A 17,523-nucleotide genomic window follows, 5' to 3' on the forward strand; every position below is an offset into this window, starting at 1 on the left:
TATATGAATGCCATACCCTTTGAGGTATAACAGAATTAACTGACTTATAGGTTGTTGCAAAAAACGCAATTACTAGTTGTGAATATATCACTTTAAGCAACGAAAAGTCTGCATTAGTATCAGGTCATTCGATAGTGAAATATCGACCAAATGGAAAATTTTTAAGGAGAGCCCGACCATGGCTAACTATTTCAATACTTTAAACCTACGTGAACAACTAGACCAACTAGGTCGCTGCCGCTTTATGGATCGTGAAGAGTTCGCGACAGAAGCGGACTACCTAAAAGGTAAGAAGATCGTTATCGTCGGCTGTGGTGCTCAAGGTCTTAACCAAGGTCTAAACATGCGTGATTCTGGCCTAGACGTATCTTACGCTCTACGCCAAGCAGCGATTGATGAGAAACGTCAATCTTTCAAAAACGCGGATGAGAATGGCTTTGTTGTAGGCAGCTACGAAACGCTAATCCCACAAGCTGACCTAGTTATCAACCTGACTCCAGACAAGCAACACACTAACGTTGTTGAAACAGTAATGCCTCTAATGAAAGAAGGTGCAGCACTGGGTTACTCTCACGGCTTTAACGTTGTTGAAGAAGGTATGCAGCTACGTTCTGACCTGACTGTTGTAATGGTTGCTCCTAAGTGTCCTGGTTCTGAAGTACGCGAAGAGTACAAGCGTGGTTTCGGTGTTCCAACACTGATCGCTGTTCACCCAGAAAATGACCCTAAAGGTGAAGGCTGGGATATCGCGAAAGCATGGGCTGCAGGTACAGGTGGTCACCGCGCGGGCTGTCTAGAGTCTTCATTCGTGGCAGAAGTAAAATCTGACCTAATGGGCGAGCAAACAATTCTATGTGGCATGCTGCAAGCTGGTTCTATCGTATCTTACGAGAAGATGATTGCTGATGGCATCGACCCAAGCTACGCAGGTAAGCTTCTACAATACGGTTGGGAAACAATCACAGAGGCACTGAAATTCGGTGGCATCACTCACATGATGGACCGTCTATCAAACCCAGCTAAAATCAAAGCATTTGAGCTTTCTGAAGAGCTAAAAGAGCTAATGCGTCCGCTTTACAACAAGCACATGGATGACATCATCACGGGTGAATTCTCAAGCACTATGATGGCTGACTGGGCGAACGACGACGTGAACCTACTAGGCTGGCGTGCAGAGACAGGTGAAACTGCATTTGAAAACTACCCAGCAAGCGACGTGGAAATCTCTGAGCAAGAGTACTTCGACAACGGTATCCTAATGGTTGCAATGGTTCGTGCCGGCGTTGAGCTAGCATTCGAAGCAATGACAGCATCAGGTATCATCGATGAGTCAGCGTACTACGAATCTCTACACGAGCTGCCGCTAATCGCAAACACAGTAGCACGTAAGCGTCTATACGAAATGAACGTAGTAATCTCAGATACAGCAGAATACGGTAACTACCTATTCGCTAACGTAGCAACGCCGCTACTACGTGAGAAGTTCATGCCTTCAGTAAACACTGACGTAATCGGTAAAGGTCTAGGTGAAACATCTAACCAAGTAGATAACGCAACGCTAATCGCTGTAAACGAAGCTATCCGTAACCACCCAGTTGAGTACATCGGTGAAGAGCTACGTGGTTACATGACTGATATGAAGAACATCGCAGTAGGCGGCTAATCTTCTTCGCTAAGGAGCTTAATTTCTTTGTCGGTAATACTCATTTGCTAGCGCAAACTCCATGTTACCTCCGCGAACTTAAGTTCTTAGCTTTGAACACTAAGCTCTGCGTAATTTTCTTCGTAACCTAGACTCTAGGTTGCAAAAAACTCCAGGCAGACTGGGGTAATAAATACAAAAAACAAACACAACATTAATTAAAAAGCCCTGAATGCTAATGTGTTCAGGGCTTTTCTTTTGTCTCTGCTTGGATGAGTTAAGCCAGTTGGTCAATGCCTTCAATTAGGGCGTGGTGACTTACAGAGCCTTGCGTACGAGCTTCAAGGTGTGGTGCGTATTCAGGATCAGCCATAAAGTCTAATGCAGCTTGTTTTGAAGGCCATGAAATGATGATACGTAATGCTGGGTCTTCACGGTCGCCTTCTACACGCTGGTGGACAGAAGTGCGGGCAATGTATTGACCACCATACTTAGTTACCAGCTTATTGGAAACAGGCACATAATCTGCCACCCAAGCGTCAGTGTTAGGGGTCACTTCAAGTACTGAGTAGTAAGTTGTCATAGGATGCTCCGGTATCAATCAATAAAAGTCAGTTGAACTCAATTTGCCGCTAGTTGTGCTTTAGCAACTTGAGTATAGATTAGCAGTTATTTGATACTTGATAATGGAGGCAGAGGAGGAATGACTTTCTGTATTCTATTGATAATAAAAAGGGTTGATGCGTCAACATCAACCCTCAATACAAGTGGTGAATGACCAGCTTATTTATCTGCCAGCTTCTCTTCTAGATCCGCCAGCTTCTTTTCCATCTCTGTCAGTTTTTGACGAGTACGAAGCAGTACTTGAGTTTGTACGTCGAACTCTTCACGGCTAACCACATCCAGCTTGTTTAGCTGACCTTGGATAACTTGACGTACCTTTTGATCAACATCTGAACCTAGCTCTTTTACTGGCGCAGGCATTGAATCATGAATTTGTTTAGCAATTTGCTCTAGTTTCTTTGGGTCAAACATGTGACTAAAACTCCTTTCGATTTGTCCTCATTCTATGTAATTGATACGGGAAAGTCGCTACCTCGAGAGTAAAAATTCGAAGCTTATATCGACAATGAAGGACAATAAAAAAGGCCACCGAAGTGGCCTTTGACTAATCGCAGTGATTATTTGTTGTCTGCAAGCTCGCGGTGAGCGGCTTTTGCTTCATCAACACGCGCTAGCTTCTCTAAGTCTTTGTCTTCAACAAACACTGGTAGAGGCTTGTGTTTCTCAGCAAGGTAGCTGTAGATAACAGGCAGTACGAACAGTGTGAAGATAGTACCAATTGCAAGACCTGCAACGATTACGATACCAATACTAAAGCGCTGCGCTGCACCTGCACCTGTTGCGTACATAAGCGGGATAAGACCAGCAATCATCGCTGCTGTCGTCATTAGGATAGGGCGTAGACGAACTTTCGCCGCTTCCATTACCGCTTCTGTCTTGCTCAGTTTGTTGTGCAGCTGCTCTTCTTTTGCTACTTCACAGATCAAGATACCGTGCTTGGTGATAAGACCAACCAGAGTAATCAGACCTACCTGAGAGTAGATGTTCATTGAAGCTGCGCCCCAAGCAAGGGCAATCAGAGCACCACAGATCGCCAATGGTACTGACACCATGATCACCAGTGGGTCTTTAACCGATTCAAACTGAATCGCCAGTACCAAGAAGATGATCGCCAGTGCAAGACCGAAGGTTGCGTACAGTGCGCTACCTTCTGTCACGTACTGACGTGCTTCACCCATATAGTCATGGTTATAACCTGCAGGAAGCTTCTCTGCTGCAATACCTTCGAACCAGTTAATTGCATCACCCATTGCTGCGCCTGGCGCAGGTACTGCACCAATTGTTGCTGAGTTTAGCTGGTTGAAGTGAGGCAGTGAGCGAGGCTCAGCGACAACATCAATCGTGATCAAGCTGCCTAACGGAACCGCTTTACCATCTGCGCTACGAACATAGTAGTTGTTCATCGACTCTGGGTTTAGACGCCATTTACGCTCAACCTGAGGGATAACTTCGTATGAACGGCCATTAAGGTCGATTCGGTTAACGTAGCCATCAGCCATCATGGTACTTAGGGTGATACCAATGTCTTGCATGGTCACGCCGTAGGCACCCGCTTTATCCTTGTCGATGTTGATTTTCATCGTTGCCGAGTCGTAGTTCAGATCAAGGTCTGAGTAGACGAACTGCGGGTTCGATTTCACTTCGGTCAGAATATCAGTCGCGATAGTGAATAGGCTTTCAAATGCGTTTGGTGTCGTAATAACGAACTGAATCGGTAGACCTGAACCTGCACCTGGTAGTTCAGGCATCTGGAACGCCGTTACTGCCATGCCAGGAACATTACCGACTAAGCCACCTACGCGGTTTGCCACATCAGATTGGCTAGCTTCACGTTCACTCCAAGGCACCATAGACGCAATACCAAATGCTTGGTTTGAGTTAGGCACACCAGTAAACACCTGAGCAAAAGCAACTTCTGGCTGATCAGACAGAATCGCGTTTACATCGTTCATGGTGTTTTGCATGAAGTCTAAGTTCGAGTTCGACGGCGCCGTACCCATAAGCATGATTACACCTTTATCTTCAGAAGGTGCAAGCTCACTTGGGATGAACTTAAACAGCATTGGCAAGCTACCGAACACGATCAGTGCGAACGCAATCACTACCGGACGATGCTGCATAACCGCGGCTAGCATTTTTGCGTAGCGGTTGGTCATGCCGTCAAGGAAGTGGTGAACTTTTTGTTCAAACTTACTTGGCTCTTCGTTCGCTTTTAGCATCTTCGAACACATCATTGGCGAGAGCGTCAGTGCCACGATACCGGACACAAATACCGCACCTGCCAGTGTCAGTGCGAACTCTTTAAACAGCGAGCCGGTAATACCACCCATTAGCGCGATTGGCGCATATACCGCACCCAGCGTTAATGTCATGGCAATAACCGGTACCGCGATCTCACGAGTACCAATGATAGCCGCGCGGAATGGTGATTCACCCAGCTTAACGTGACGGTCGACGTTCTCAAGAACAACGATCGCATCATCTACTACCAGACCGATAGCCAGTACCATCGCAAGCAGGGTCATCAGGTTCCAAGAGAAACCCATCGCCTGCATTACCATTGCTACACCAATCAAAGAGAGTGGAATAGTCACGATAGGGATGATTACCGCACGGAACGAGCCTAGGAATAGCGTGATAACCACTAATACGATCAGTGCCGCTTCAAGAATCGTTTTAACAACTTCGTTGATCGACTCGTTAATCGCAATCGTTGAGTCGTACATCACGTTCATCTTGATGTTGCTTGGCAAGTTACGCTCTAGTTGAGGTAGCAGGTCTAGCACATCCGCTGCGATGTTGATCGGGTTTGCACTCGGTGCTGCGTTGATCGCTGCAACAACGGCTTCTTGACCATTCGCACTTGCACGGTAAACATCGTGGCTCTTCTCTAGCGTTACCTTGGCAATATCGCTCAAGCGAGTCACATCACCTTCGTCTGTTGCAACAACGAGGTTTGATAGCTCTTCAACGTTCGATACCTGAGTATCCGCACTACCGTTGTATAGAACAAACTCACCCACAGCCTGACCAGTCGCTGACTGATAGTTGTTGGCGTTCAGTACGTTCATTACGTCGGTTGCGGTTAGGTTCAGTGCCGCCATCTTCGCTGGATCAAGCCAGATACGCAGTGCGTATTTCATACCACCGTAGAGGTCAACTTTAGAGACACCGTTAACGGTGAATAGCTGCGGGTTGATTACACGCTCAAGGTAGTCAGTGATTTGGCTTGAAGACAACTCGTCACTGGTGAAACCAATGTAGAGTACCGCGGTCGTGGAACCTGTCGACATGGTTACGGTTGGATCTTCCGCTTCTTTTGGAAGCTGAGAACGAACCGAGTTTGTCTTAGCCAAAATGTCCGATAGGGCGGCATTCGGGTCAGTGTTCAACTTCATGTTGACGGTAATCGTCGAACTACCAAGTACAGACGATGACGTCATGTAATCGATATTGTCCGCCTGTGCGACCGCTTGTTCCAAGGGCTGAGTAATAAAGCCTTGGATAAGGTCCGCACTTGCACCGTAGTAACTGGTGGTTACCGTTACTACCGTGTTTGTCATTTCAGGGTATTCTCGAACCTGCATCTTGAACACCGCTTGTAAGCCAAGCAAGGCGATCAAGAAACTGATTGATACCGCTAAAACTGGACGTTTAATAAAAACATCAGTAAAGCGCATGAGGCCTCCAATTACAGCATTGGTGTTTCAGCTGGTGGAGTAGTCGCATCGCTTTCTACTACACGAACTTTCGCGTCGTTACTTAGACGAACCTGACCTGAAGTCACCACAACATCACCAGCTTTTACGCCTTCTAGGATGTGTGCGATATCTTGAGTACGTTCGCCAACTTTCACTACATGCTGCTTAACGCGTTTTTCACCGTTCTCTTCAGAGATAATGTAAACATTGTCGCCGTATAGAGTGAAGGTGATAGCCGTTTGTGGCAGAGTCACTTGGTTTTCAAGTTTAGGTAGGATGATGTTCGCACGTGCAAACATACCGCTACGAAGCGTGCCATCACTGTTCGGGATGTCAGCTTGAACCTGAATTAGACCACTTTGGATGTTAACTGCTGGCTCGATAGCAGAGATAGAACCTTTAAATGGCTTCTCTGGGTAAGCGTCAACAAAGATATCCACTTCTTGATCAATCGTGATACGAGAGATGTCTGTCTGTGGCACAGTGAAGCGTAGGCGCATCACACTTGTATCTTCTAGACGAACGATGTCAGTACCTGCTTGAAGGTATTGGCCTAGGTAAACATTACGAATACCGACAACGCCAGCGAACGGTGCTTTGATCTCACGGCGGTCAATCGATGCTTTTAGGCTCTCAATGTCTGCTTGTAGTGAGAAGTAGTTTGCTTCAGCTTCATCATACGCTTCTTTAGAGATAGAACCTTTTTTGTACAGGCCTTGGTAGCGCTTGTACTTCGCTTGAGCTGCAGGCAGCTTCGCTTGAGCACTTTTTAGGTTTGCTTTCTCAACGTCAGAATCAAGCAGTACTAAAGGCTGGCCTTCTTCTACTTGCGTACCTGATTCAAACGCAATCTTATCGATCACGCCGCTTGTTTCGTTAGCAACCGTTACACCTTGGTTTGGTTCAATGAAACCGATCGCTTCAATAACTGGCACCCAATCGACCGGCTGAACTTCAGTTACCGTTACCGGAAACTCAGGTTCAGGGCGATTTGCCATGTATTCAGCGATCTTCTGCTGTTTAAATAGATTGAAACCTATCACACTGCCAAACAGCAGTATTGCGATAAGTAACATGAAAAAAGTCCACTTTTTCATTCTGGTTAGAACTCCAAGTTAATGTGTAATGATTGCATCCCAACTGGCTTCAATTGCCGCTTCAATGGCGTCTTGGTCCAGTTGGTAATATCCAAGTGATTGTTTACGAGCCAGAGTGACACTGACTTCTAAACTAAGCGCAGCCAACACTGGGTTGTTTAGAGGTTTGAATACCCCCGTCTCTCGCCCTTCAGTGAACAGTTGATCCACTTTGCTAAACATCTCGCGTTCAATCTCTTTGGTTTTATGGCTACGAACACAAGGTAAAGAGTCGTACTGAGCACGGTTCTTTAAATTGTCGATGTTCGACACCGAGAGATCGAAAATGTTTAACCACATTTTGCGAAAACGTTCTTTTAGTGGCATCGCGTTATCAACACCACGCTGAATAGCTTCAGCGTTGCGCTCTGCGACGGCTAAACGAACTTGTTGCAAGAGATCTTCTTTATCAGAGAAGTAGCGATAAATCGTTCCTGCTGCGACCCCAGCTTCTTTGGCCAACTTATGCATCGAGAGCCCTTGAAAGCCTGATTCTGCAATCAGAGTTTCAGCGGCATCTATGATTTTTTGTCTTTTATCTATCATAAATCAGAACCAGACAGTTAACATATAGTAGGTTAATGAATGAACGTTCATTCATTATAGCCTAAAGAGTCACCACTTATGCAACAAACTATGCATGATTCAGGCAAAAAAATTGTCAATCATATCGGTTGATATGCGTTTAGCTTTTAGACTAAACATAGCAATCTGCGTATTGCACTATTATTATATGCGCCAACTTTTTGTACTCAGAGATAGCTATGAAGCTGAACCCCAATCAAGATGAAGCTGTGAAATACGTATCGGGCCCATGTTTGGTGCTTGCTGGTGCGGGCTCAGGTAAAACTCGTGTGATTACCAATAAGATTGCTTATCTGGTTCAGCAGTGTGGTTACAAAGCTCGCAATATCGCAGCGGTGACCTTTACTAATAAAGCCGCGCGTGAAATGAAAGAGCGTGTCGGCCAAACGTTAGGTAAAAATGAATCTAAGGGCTTGATGGTCTCGACCTTTCACACCTTGGGTCTCAATATTATTAAGCGTGAGTACAAAGCGCTCGGTTTGAAAGCTGGCTTCTCTTTGTTTGACGATCAAGACCAGATGGCACTTTTGAAGGAGCTGACTGAAAAGCAGCTTGATGGTGACAAAGATTTGCTGCGTCAGCTTCTGAGTACCATTTCAAACTGGAAAAATGACATGCTGACTCCTGAGCAAGCCAAAGCTCAGGCCAAAGGTGAGCAGCAGCAGTTATTCGCATTCTGTTTTGAAATGTACCAAAAGCAGATGAAAGCCTATAACGCACTCGACTTTGATGACCTTATCTCTCTGCCGGTACTTCTGCTTAAAACAAACCAAGAAGTGCGTCAGCGTTGGCAAAATCGTATTCGTTATTTGCTGGTCGATGAGTATCAAGATACCAACACCAGTCAGTACGATTTGGTTAAGTTAATCGTCGGAGAGCGCGGCCGTCTTACTGTCGTTGGTGATGATGATCAGTCGATCTACTCTTGGCGTGGTGCAAAGCCGCAAAACCTTATCTTGCTAGGTGAGGATTACCCAAGCCTTCGTCTAATCAAGCTAGAGCAGAACTATCGTTCAACCAGTCGAATCCTCCGTGCGGCCAATATTTTGATTGCTAACAACCCACACGTCTATGAGAAGTCACTATTCTCAGAAATCCCTGACGGTGAGAAGCTGAAAGTGTTGTTGGCGAAAAATGAAGAACATGAAGCGGAGCGCGTTACGGGTGAGTTGATTGCTCACAAGTTCCTTAATCGTACTGAGTACAAAGATTATGCCGTGCTTTACCGAGGAAACCATCAATCTCGCTTGATTGAAAAATCCCTGATGCAGAACCGTGTGCCATACAAGCTTTCTGGTGGTACCTCTTTCTTTGCTCGTGCAGAAATTAAAGACATCATGGCGTACTTGCGAGTGTTAGTTAACCCCGATGATGACAATGCCTTTTTACGTATTGTGAATACGCCTCGTCGTGAAATTGGTCCAGTAACGTTAGAAAAGCTCGGCAGCTACGCCAACATGCGTGGCAAAAGCTTATTCGAAGCCAGTTTTGAAATGGGCTTAGAGCAATCGCTTTCAGGCCGAGGTCTGGAAAACTTACGCCGCTTTACCACTTGGCTTGTGAAAATTGCCGATCAAGCAGAACGAGGGGATACGGTTGAAGCGGTTCGCTCCTTGGTCCGTGATATCAACTACGAAGACTGGCTATACGAGACTTCTGCCAGCCCGAAAGCGGCTGAAATGAGAATGAAGAATGTCTCAGACCTTTACTCTTGGATCGTGGCTGACCTTGAAGGGGATAACTACGACCAAGAAGAGAAGAGCATTAAAGAAGTCGTCCAACGTTTGACGCTACGTGACATGATGGAGCGTGGTGAAGAGGACGATGACAGTGATGCGGTGCAGTTGATGACGCTTCACGCTTCGAAAGGCCTAGAGTTTCCTTACGTGTATTTGATTGGCAGTGAAGAGGGTATATTGCCGCACCAAACCAGTATTGATGAAGACAACGTCGAAGAAGAGCGTCGTCTCATGTATGTGGGTATTACTCGAGCTCAACGTGAATTGACCTTTACTATGTGTAAAGAACGTCGTCAGTTTGGTGAGTTAATTAAGCCGACTCAAAGCCGTTTCTTAGATGAATTGCCATTTGATGATGTCGAGTGGGAACAGGTGAAAAAGCCCGTTACGCAAGAAGAGCGCATGGCCAAAGGGCAGGCTCATATTGCCAACATTCGTGCGATGTTTAACAAGAAGTAATGTTTGGTTGGATTGAATAAAGTGTAAAAAAGAAGGGCTTGGTCACTGACCAAGCCCTTCTTCCATATAAAGAGGGATTACAGACCTTCAATCATGTGCTCGATCGCAGCAATGATTTCGTCATCTGAACAGTCCATACAAGAACCTTTCGCTGGCATCGCGTTGAAGCCGTTGATTGCGTGATCCGCTAGAACGTCTTTACCTTGAGCGATACGTGGTGCCCAATCGCCTGCGTCACCTGTCTTAGGTGCACCGCTTACACCAGATGCGTGACATGCAATACAGAAAGTACCGTAAACAGACGCGCCATCACGTGGGCCAGTTGGCTCCGCTTTTACTGGCTCTGCACCTGCTAGGTAAACATCACCAACAGGTTTAATACGTTCTGCAATTGAATCATATTCTTCTTGGCTTACGCTTGCTGCAAAAGAGGCGCTAGAAAAAGTGATCGCAGCGACCAAAGCGGTTAACATTTTTCGAGACATATCCATTAAACTCACTTTACATTCCTGAAGGTAAGTTCGTGCTTACCCATTATTAGAGTGTGACTTGATAAACAACCTCAACCAACGTGAAATACGCGAGTTGCTGTTAAATCAATGTAAATAATGGGTGATTATATCCTGTTAACTTGTTGCAATAAACAGCAAGTTACCCCCTTCATATCAGTTATCTAATCGGAAATAGGGGTTTATCACACTTTAATTGTCGAAAAAGGAACCAAACGATAAAAAAAGTTGAAAAAGTACTAGACGGCATAGTGTGATATACGTATTATTCCACTCCGCCGATGGGGCATGCGCCCGTAGCTCAGTTGGATAGAGCGTTGGCCTCCGGAGCCAAAGGTCGAAGGTTCGAATCCTTTCGGGCGTGCCATATTCCGGAAGGTTAATACATCGGTAAAAAATCAGTGGTGGCTATAGCTCAGTTGGTAGAGCCCTGGATTGTGATTCCAGTTGTCGCGGGTTCAAGTCCCGTTAGCCACCCCATTAATTTAGGTAACTTCGGTTTCCTGTTCTGATTCGATTCGGGACAAAACATAAGTCGGTGAATAGCGCAGCTTGGTAGCGCATCTGGTTTGGGACCAGAGGGTCGGGGGTTCGAATCCCTCTTCACCGACCACTATTTCAATAATCGCTTTAGTGGTTATACAAAAAGATAGCGGTGGCTATAGCTCAGTTGGTAGAGCCCTGGATTGTGATTCCAGTTGTCGCGGGTTCAAGTCCCGTTAGCCACCCCATTGATTAAGGTAACTTCGGTTTCCTGTTCTGATTTGATTCGGAACAAAACATAAGTCGGTGAATAGCGCAGCTTGGTAGCGCATCTGGTTTGGGACCAGAGGGTCGGGGGTTCGAATCCCTCTTCACCGACCACTATTGAAAAGCCTCGTCAGAAATGACGAGGCTTTTTGCTTTCTAGCTATTCACAAATGCTTTCGAATCCAAGGTAGGGTTCGCCTGATATTCAAAAATGGCTCTTCACCGGATTACTATTGAAGCCCTAGACTGGCCGTCCGCTTCAGAAATGACGAGGCTTTTTACTTTCTAGTGTTTTCAACGTCATTCCATAGACCGAAGAATGAGGGAGTAGGGAATCTCTTCTTTTTCTATCTTGGAGCCTCTAATTTGTTCGCTCTCTTGCGGATTCTGCATCTTTTCTTGTCACGCTAAACCTTCAGACTTGTCGTACTGCATACCCTCATACTTAAGCATGAATCAGCATTCCTTTATATCGCTGTTACGCATTTTAAGCTAGTGCATGAGTTTGTTATTGGTAACTATTTATTTGTATAAATTCTGGTAATTGGCCTATAACTAATCATATAAACCAAAAATAAATCACTAATAAGTTTTTTGTTTTATATTTGTTAATTGTTATTTTAAGTTTGTCTGTGAATTTATATTCATTCCGCCTTGTTGCCAAAAGGTCTATCGAATAGCTAGAAGTTACGTAATTGCTAGGGTTTTATTAAGTTATCCAACAGGTTGTACCAATCAATGATCTAACTCTATTGCATATTTATTTTGATAAGCTGCTTGGTTTTTGTTCTAACTCAACTTTTTATTCTATATTTGTTGCTTTTCTGTGAATTTTTTGCCAAATTGATGACCTTATAAATTGCCAGAACGATATTCTGGTAAGAATGGATTCACTTTTCAGACAGGGCAGAAAGCTGCCAAAGCAGTAGAGGTCTGGTAATGTCACTTTTAGAAGTTAAAAATCTTCGAATTGAGTACCCGTCGCGTCATGGTGTGCATGCCGCAGTTAAATCGCTTTCTTTCAATATTGAGCGAGGCGAAATCGTCGGCGTAGTTGGCGAATCAGGTGCAGGTAAATCAACGGTTGGTAACGCGGTTATCGACCTACTTAGCCCTCCTGGTCGAATCGCGAGCGGTGATGTTTATCTTGATGGCGAGCAAATCTCAGGGTTAAACCCAGAGCAGATGCGCTCAGTTCGTGGTTCAAAAATTGGGTTTATCTTCCAAGACCCAATGACTTCCCTAAACCCTTTGTTCACCGTAGAACAGCAGCTCAAAGAGACCATTCATGCCAATATGAAAGTGTCTGACGACGAAGCGTATAAACGCGCGCTTTCGTTAATGGAGCAGGTAGGGATTCCTCAACCAGAGAACCGCTTAAAACAGTATCCTCACCAATTTTCTGGTGGTATGCGTCAACGTGTGGTGATTGCCATTGCCCTTGCGGGTGAACCGGATCTCATCATTGCCGACGAGCCAACGACCGCGCTTGATGTTTCTATCCAAGACCAAATCCTTAGCTTGATTCGCGAATTGTGTATCAAGAACAACGTCGGTTGTATGCTGGTTACGCACGATATGGGCGTAGTATCTAACGTAACGGATCGTGTTGCGGTTATGTATCGTGGCGATTTGGTTGAGTTTGGCCCAACCGCAAAAGTGTTAGGCGATCCTGACCACTCATACACTCGCAGCCTAATTTCAGCCGTGCCTCGTTCAGATATGAAGCTTGACCGCTTCCCATTGGTTAGCTATATCGAAGAAGCGCACGAGATGGAACCTCTCGATGTTAAGAACCACTGGTTAGGTCAAAGCCAAGATCACCGAGACTACACCGGTTCTCTGCTTAACGTTGAAAATGTAAACCTACGTTTTGTAACCAAAGACTCGCTGTTTGAAAGTCGCCGTGAATACGTGCAAGCATCGAATAACGTCAGCTTTGAAGTGTTTGAAGGTGAAACCTTCGGTCTAGTGGGTGAATCAGGTTCTGGTAAGTCGACTATCGCGCGAGTCATCGCTGGTCTATACGCGCCAAACTCTGGCAAGGTAACCTTTGAAGGCATCGACCTGACTGCTCTAAAATCAGAGAAAGAGCGTCGTCCTCTGCGTCGTCAAATGCAGATGGTTTTCCAAAACCCATACACTTCAATGAACCCGCGTATGAAGATTTTTGACATCATCGCGGAACCAATTCGTTTCCACAAATTGACCAACAGCGAAGCAGAAACAAGACAGATCGTGAACGATCTTCTTGATCACGTTGGCCTTGGCAAAATGGCGGGTGTGAAATATCCACACGAGTTCTCTGGTGGTCAGCGTCAGCGTATCTCGATTGCTCGTGCATTGGCGACACGCCCACGTCTATTAATTTGTGATGAACCGACTTCTGCACTGGATGTATCGGTACAGGCTCAGATTCTGAACCTACTGAAAGATCTGCAAGACGAACTGAATTTAACCATGCTGTTTATCAGTCACGACTTACCGGTTATTCGTCAGATGTGTGACCGTGTAGGTGTGATGCAGATGGGGACACTTCTAGAAGTAGCGCCAACAGAGCAGCTATTCACGTCACCACAGCATGAATACAGTAAGCAACTTATTTCCCTAATGCCTGAATTTACGGGTTTAAGAGAAGAAATAAAAACGGCGTAAGCCGTAGACCTTTCCTGGCACTAGCAGCGCTAGGTATATAACAGACGCAAATACAACAACTAGGGATAGAAATCCCGCATAAGGAGTTATGCAATGAAAACCATGAAAAGCAAACTAGCAGTAGCTTTAATGGCAGCTGGCCTTAGCTTTGGCGCAGCAGCTGCAGACATTACTGTCGCTTATGATGCTGACCCAGTGTCACTTGACCCGCATGAGCAACTGTCTGGCGGCACACTGCAAATGTCTCACATGGTATTTGATCCGCTAATCCGTTTTAACCAGAAGATGGAATTTGAACCACGATTGGCTGAATCTTGGGAACGTCTTGATGGCGAAACGATGCAGTTTAATATCCGCCAGGGCGTTAAGTTCCACTCAGGCAATGCACTAACAGCAGACGATGTTGTTTGGACGTTTGACCGCCTGAAGAGCTCTCCAGACTTTAAAGGTATCTTTGGCCCAATCGTATCTATTACCAAAACTGGCGATTACACAGTTGAAGTGAAAACAGATGGTGTTTACCCACTAGTAGAAAACGTAATGACTTACCTGTTCCCAATGGACAGCAAGTTCTACTCAGGTAAAACAGAAGATGGCAAAGACAAAGCTGAGCTAGTTAAGCACGGTAACTCTTACGCATCAACGAACGTTTCTGGTACAGGTCCTTTCGTTATCACTCAACGTGAGCAAGGCGTAAAAGTAACGTTTGAGCGTTTCGCTGATTACTGGGATAACGACTCTGACGGTAACGTAGACAAGCTAACGTTAGTGCCAATCAAAGAAGACGCGACTCGTGTTGCAGCCCTTCTTTCTGGCGACGTAGATATGATTGCTCCTGTTGCACCTAACGACTACAAACGTATCAAGAAAGCAGACAGTGTTGACCTATACACTATGCCTGGTACACGTGTAATCACGTTCCAAATGAACCAAAACAGCAACCCTGCATTGAAAGATGTACGTGTTCGTCAGGCGATCACTTACGCAATCAACAATGAAGGTATTACTAAGAAAGTAATGAAGGGTGCAGCGACAGCCGCTGGTCAACAGAGCCCTGTAGGTTTCGTTGGTCACAACGCTGATCTTGAGCCTCGTTACGATCTGAAAAAAGCGAAACAGCTAATGAAAGAAGCGGGCTACGAGAACGGCTTTGCTCTAACTATGATGGCACCAAACAACCGTTACGTGAACGACGACAAGATTGCTCAAGCATCTGCTGCAATGCTGTCTAAGATTGGTATCAAGGTTGACCTGAAGACAATGCCTAAAGCTCAATACTGGCCTGAATTCGATAAGTGTGCAGCAGATATGCTAATGATCGGCTGGCACCCAGATACAGAAGATTCAGGTAACTTTACTGAGTTCCTAGCAATGACGCGTAATGCGGAAACAGGTAAAGGTCAGTACAACTGTGGTCACTACTCAAACGCTGAAGTTGATAAGCTGATTGAAGAGACGAACACAATGACGGATCTGAAGAAACGTAGTGCATCGCTGAAGAAAGTAGAAGAGATTCTATACAACGAAGCGGCATTCGTTCCTCTACACTGGCAAGATCCATCATGGGCAGCGAAAGGTAACGTTGAGATTGGTCCAATCATCAACGGTATGAACTTCCCATACTTCGGTGACCTAGTGGTTAAATAATCACGAGTGAACCAGACCAAGTGCTCACAGGGTGAGTACTTGGTCGATTTTTGGTGCTTAACTTTGTTTCAGTCGGGTTAAGTACCATTTTTCAGACTGAAATCCATGGAAAGTTTAAGGGGCAAGGAATGTTTTCGTTTCTGGTCAAGCGCCTGTTTCAGGCACTGATAGTGATGTTTGTGATCAGTCTAGTGGCGTTTGCCATTCAGGATAACCTAGGCGACCCGTTACGTGAGTTGGTTGGTCAGTCGGTTTCAGAAGCCGAGCGTCAAGCGCTACGTGATGATCTAGGTCTGAATGATCCCTTCATTACAAAATACACTCGCTTTGTAGGCAATGCGCTACAAGGTGATTTAGGTACATCTTACTTCTTCAAGCGCCCTGCGGTTGAAGTGATTCTCGACAAATTAGTGGCGACACTGGAACTCGTATTTGGTGCCACACTGATCATTGTTTTCTGCTCGATTCCACTCGGCGTTTACTCTGCTATCCATCCAAAGAGCTTCTTCACCAAGTTGGTTATGGCAGGCAGTAGTATTGGTATCTCGATTCCAGTTTTCTTAACCGCCATTATGCTGATGTATGTCTTCTCAATAGAGTTGGGTTGGCTTCCGTCTTATGGTCGTGGTGAAACTGCCAATGTCTTAGGCTGGGAGTCTGGATTCTTTACTCTGGATGGTTTGGCACACTTGGTTCTGCCATGTATCGCTCTGGCATCTATCATGCTGCCGTTATTTATTCGTCTCGTTCGTTCAGAAATGCTTGAAGTGCTTAGCTCGGAATACATTAAGTTCGGTAAAGCGAAAGGCCTAGCGCTGAACAAGATCTACTACCAGCACGCACTGAAAAATACCATGCTGCCAGTACTGACGGTAGGTGGTGTTCAAATTGGTACCATGGTCGCTTATACGATTCTGACTGAAACGGTTTTCCAATGGCCTGGTACAGGTTTCCTTTTCCTTGAAGCAATCAACCGTGTAGATACACCGCTGATCACTGCCTACGTTATCTTCGTTGGTCTGATTTTCGTTGTAACTAACACTATCGTTGACTTGCTATACGGCATCATCAACCCGACCGTAAATCTAACAGGTAAAGGAGCTTAATCATGAGTCAAACAGCAGCAGCTCCTTCACGCTGGGAGCGTTTTAAACAGTCTGATTTTCTGTACTACTTCAAACGCGATAAAGTGGCAATGGCTAGCTTTACCGTGTTTATGATTTTCCTTGTGATGGCACTGGCAGCGCCTGTGTTATCACCTACTGACCCATACGATCTCTCTTCGATTGATATTATGGACTCAGAGCTTCCGCCATCCTGGATGGAAGATGGCGACACTCGTTTTCTATTGGGTACCGACGAGCAAGGCCGTGACATTCTTTCGACCATTCTATATGGCTCTCGTTTGTCACTGACTATCGGTTTCTTGGCGGTTGGCCTTCAACTTACGCTAGGTATCATTATCGGCTTGTCAGCAGGTTACTTCGGTGGTCGTATTGATAGCTTCTTGATGCGTTTTGCCGATGTTCAGCTTTCGTTCTCTACTATGATGGTGGCAATCATCGTTTCGGCTATCTTCAAGGCAAGTTTTGGTAGTGATTTCTATAGCCAATATGCCGTCGTGATGCTGGTCGTGATCATCGGTATTGCGGAATGGCCGCAGTATGCACGTACTATTCGTGCATCGGTATTGGCTGAGAAGAAGAAAGAGTACGTTGAGGCGGCGCGTGTGATGGGCTTTAAGGCTCCTCGCATCATGTTCCGTCACATTCTGCCAAACTGTTTATCACCAATCTTGGTAATCTCAACGGTTCAGGTGGCAAACGCAATCATGTCTGAAGCGGCACTTTCTTTCCTTGGTTTGGGTCTTCCTGTAGACCAACCATCGCTAGGTGCATTGATCAGTATTGGCTTTAACTACATCTTCTCTGGCGCTTGGTGGATTACCGCCTTCCCGGGTGTTGTCCTTATCACATTAGTCTTAGTTATCAACTTACTCGGTGACTGGTTACGTGATGTATTTAACCCGAAAATCTACAAAGGGTGATCCAAGCCTAAGATTTGATTAGCAAATTA

At 45.5% G+C, this 17,523-nt stretch carries 12 protein-coding genes and 5 tRNA genes; 11 read left to right on the forward strand and 6 right to left on the reverse strand.

All coding sequences use genetic code 11. The features are described from left to right. Window positions 1-178 precede the first annotated feature (178 nt). Window positions 179-1,663 (forward strand): ketol-acid reductoisomerase, encoded by a 1,485-nt coding sequence (gene ilvC, locus F0231_RS17610; RefSeq protein WP_171761012.1) that lies wholly within the window; start codon window positions 179-181, stop codon window positions 1,661-1,663. Window positions 1,664-1,919: 256 nt separating this feature from the next. Here the strand turns inward: ilvC and F0231_RS17615 are convergent, their stop codons facing one another. From F0231_RS17615 to F0231_RS17635, 5 genes are all read right to left on the reverse strand, one after another. Continuing rightward, window positions 1,920-2,225 (reverse strand): DUF1330 domain-containing protein, encoded by a 306-nt coding sequence (locus tag F0231_RS17615; RefSeq protein ID WP_171761013.1) that lies wholly within the window; start codon window positions 2,223-2,225, stop codon window positions 1,920-1,922. A 200-nt stretch (window positions 2,226-2,425) separates the two neighbouring features. Next, the gene (locus tag F0231_RS17620) at window positions 2,426-2,677 is read right to left on the reverse strand and encodes an accessory factor UbiK family protein (RefSeq protein WP_126575583.1); all 252 of its coding nucleotides are present in this window, start codon (window positions 2,675-2,677) and stop codon (window positions 2,426-2,428) included. 146 nt (window positions 2,678-2,823) lie between these two features. Continuing rightward, complete coding sequence (locus F0231_RS17625) at window positions 2,824-5,946, reverse strand: multidrug efflux RND transporter permease subunit (RefSeq protein WP_171761014.1); 3,123 nt, start codon at window positions 5,944-5,946, stop codon at window positions 2,824-2,826. A gap of 11 nt (window positions 5,947-5,957) precedes the next feature. Continuing rightward, window positions 5,958-7,064 (reverse strand): efflux RND transporter periplasmic adaptor subunit, encoded by a 1,107-nt coding sequence (locus F0231_RS17630; RefSeq protein ID WP_171761015.1) that lies wholly within the window; start codon window positions 7,062-7,064, stop codon window positions 5,958-5,960. 18 nt (window positions 7,065-7,082) lie between these two features. Further along, window positions 7,083-7,649 (reverse strand): TetR/AcrR family transcriptional regulator, encoded by a 567-nt coding sequence (locus tag F0231_RS17635; RefSeq protein WP_171761016.1) that lies wholly within the window; start codon window positions 7,647-7,649, stop codon window positions 7,083-7,085. 218 nt (window positions 7,650-7,867) lie between these two features. Between F0231_RS17635 and rep the strand changes: the two genes are divergently transcribed. Beyond that, the gene (gene rep / locus F0231_RS17640) at window positions 7,868-9,886 is read left to right on the forward strand and encodes a DNA helicase Rep (protein ID WP_171761017.1); all 2,019 of its coding nucleotides are present in this window, start codon (window positions 7,868-7,870) and stop codon (window positions 9,884-9,886) included. A 77-nt stretch (window positions 9,887-9,963) separates the two neighbouring features. Here the strand turns inward: rep and F0231_RS17645 are convergent, their stop codons facing one another. Continuing rightward, complete coding sequence (locus tag F0231_RS17645) at window positions 9,964-10,377, reverse strand: cytochrome c5 family protein (RefSeq protein ID WP_171761018.1); 414 nt, start codon at window positions 10,375-10,377, stop codon at window positions 9,964-9,966. Window positions 10,378-10,685: 308 nt separating this feature from the next. Here F0231_RS17645 and F0231_RS17650 point away from each other — a divergent pair. From F0231_RS17650 to F0231_RS17690, 9 genes are all read left to right on the forward strand, one after another. Continuing rightward, window positions 10,686-10,762, forward strand: a tRNA-Arg gene (locus F0231_RS17650). A gap of 37 nt (window positions 10,763-10,799) precedes the next feature. Then, window positions 10,800-10,875: transfer RNA gene (locus F0231_RS17655), tRNA-His, on the forward strand. 56 nt (window positions 10,876-10,931) lie between these two features. Continuing rightward, window positions 10,932-11,008: transfer RNA gene (locus tag F0231_RS17660), tRNA-Pro, on the forward strand. A gap of 42 nt (window positions 11,009-11,050) precedes the next feature. Next, window positions 11,051-11,126, forward strand: a tRNA-His gene (locus tag F0231_RS17665). 56 nt (window positions 11,127-11,182) lie between these two features. After that, window positions 11,183-11,259: transfer RNA gene (locus F0231_RS17670), tRNA-Pro, on the forward strand. 825 nt (window positions 11,260-12,084) lie between these two features. Further along, window positions 12,085-13,800, forward strand: a complete 1,716-nt coding sequence (locus F0231_RS17675; protein ID WP_171761019.1) for an ABC transporter ATP-binding protein — start codon at window positions 12,085-12,087, stop codon at window positions 13,798-13,800. Window positions 13,801-13,893: 93 nt separating this feature from the next. Further along, entirely contained in the window at window positions 13,894-15,447 is a 1,554-nt protein-coding gene (locus F0231_RS17680; RefSeq protein WP_171761020.1) for an ABC transporter substrate-binding protein, read from the forward strand. Window positions 15,448-15,575: 128 nt separating this feature from the next. Next, window positions 15,576-16,553, forward strand: coding sequence for an ABC transporter permease (locus F0231_RS17685; protein WP_171761021.1), 978 nt, complete (start codon window positions 15,576-15,578; stop codon window positions 16,551-16,553). Between the two features lie 2 nt (window positions 16,554-16,555). Further along, window positions 16,556-17,494, forward strand: a complete 939-nt coding sequence (locus F0231_RS17690) for an ABC transporter permease (protein WP_171761022.1) — start codon at window positions 16,556-16,558, stop codon at window positions 17,492-17,494. The last annotated feature ends 29 nt before the right edge of the window (window positions 17,495-17,523 follow it).

The sequence above is a fragment of the Vibrio sp. RE86 genome, assembly GCF_013114545.1.
Classification (GTDB): Bacteria; Pseudomonadota; Gammaproteobacteria; order Enterobacterales; family Vibrionaceae; genus Vibrio.

Excerpts from the sequence above, each read along its gene's own strand:
- ilvC (WP_171761012.1), top strand. The coding sequence starts at position 179 with ATGGCTAACTATTTCAATACTTTAAACCTACGTGAACAACTAGACCAA.
- F0231_RS17615 (WP_171761013.1), bottom strand. The coding sequence starts at position 2,225 with ATGACAACTTACTACTCAGTACTTGAAGTGACCCCTAACACTGACGCT.
- F0231_RS17620 (WP_126575583.1), bottom strand. The coding sequence starts at position 2,677 with ATGTTTGACCCAAAGAAACTAGAGCAAATTGCTAAACAAATTCATGAT.
- F0231_RS17625 (WP_171761014.1), bottom strand. The coding sequence starts at position 5,946 with ATGCGCTTTACTGATGTTTTTATTAAACGTCCAGTTTTAGCGGTATCA.
- F0231_RS17630 (WP_171761015.1), bottom strand. The coding sequence starts at position 7,064 with ATGAAAAAGTGGACTTTTTTCATGTTACTTATCGCAATACTGCTGTTT.
- F0231_RS17635 (WP_171761016.1), bottom strand. The coding sequence starts at position 7,649 with ATGATAGATAAAAGACAAAAAATCATAGATGCCGCTGAAACTCTGATT.
- rep (WP_171761017.1), top strand. The coding sequence starts at position 7,868 with ATGAAGCTGAACCCCAATCAAGATGAAGCTGTGAAATACGTATCGGGC.
- F0231_RS17645 (WP_171761018.1), bottom strand. The coding sequence starts at position 10,377 with ATGGATATGTCTCGAAAAATGTTAACCGCTTTGGTCGCTGCGATCACT.
- F0231_RS17675 (WP_171761019.1), top strand. The coding sequence starts at position 12,085 with ATGTCACTTTTAGAAGTTAAAAATCTTCGAATTGAGTACCCGTCGCGT.
- F0231_RS17680 (WP_171761020.1), top strand. The coding sequence starts at position 13,894 with ATGAAAACCATGAAAAGCAAACTAGCAGTAGCTTTAATGGCAGCTGGC.
- F0231_RS17685 (WP_171761021.1), top strand. The coding sequence starts at position 15,576 with ATGTTTTCGTTTCTGGTCAAGCGCCTGTTTCAGGCACTGATAGTGATG.
- F0231_RS17690 (WP_171761022.1), top strand. The coding sequence starts at position 16,556 with ATGAGTCAAACAGCAGCAGCTCCTTCACGCTGGGAGCGTTTTAAACAG.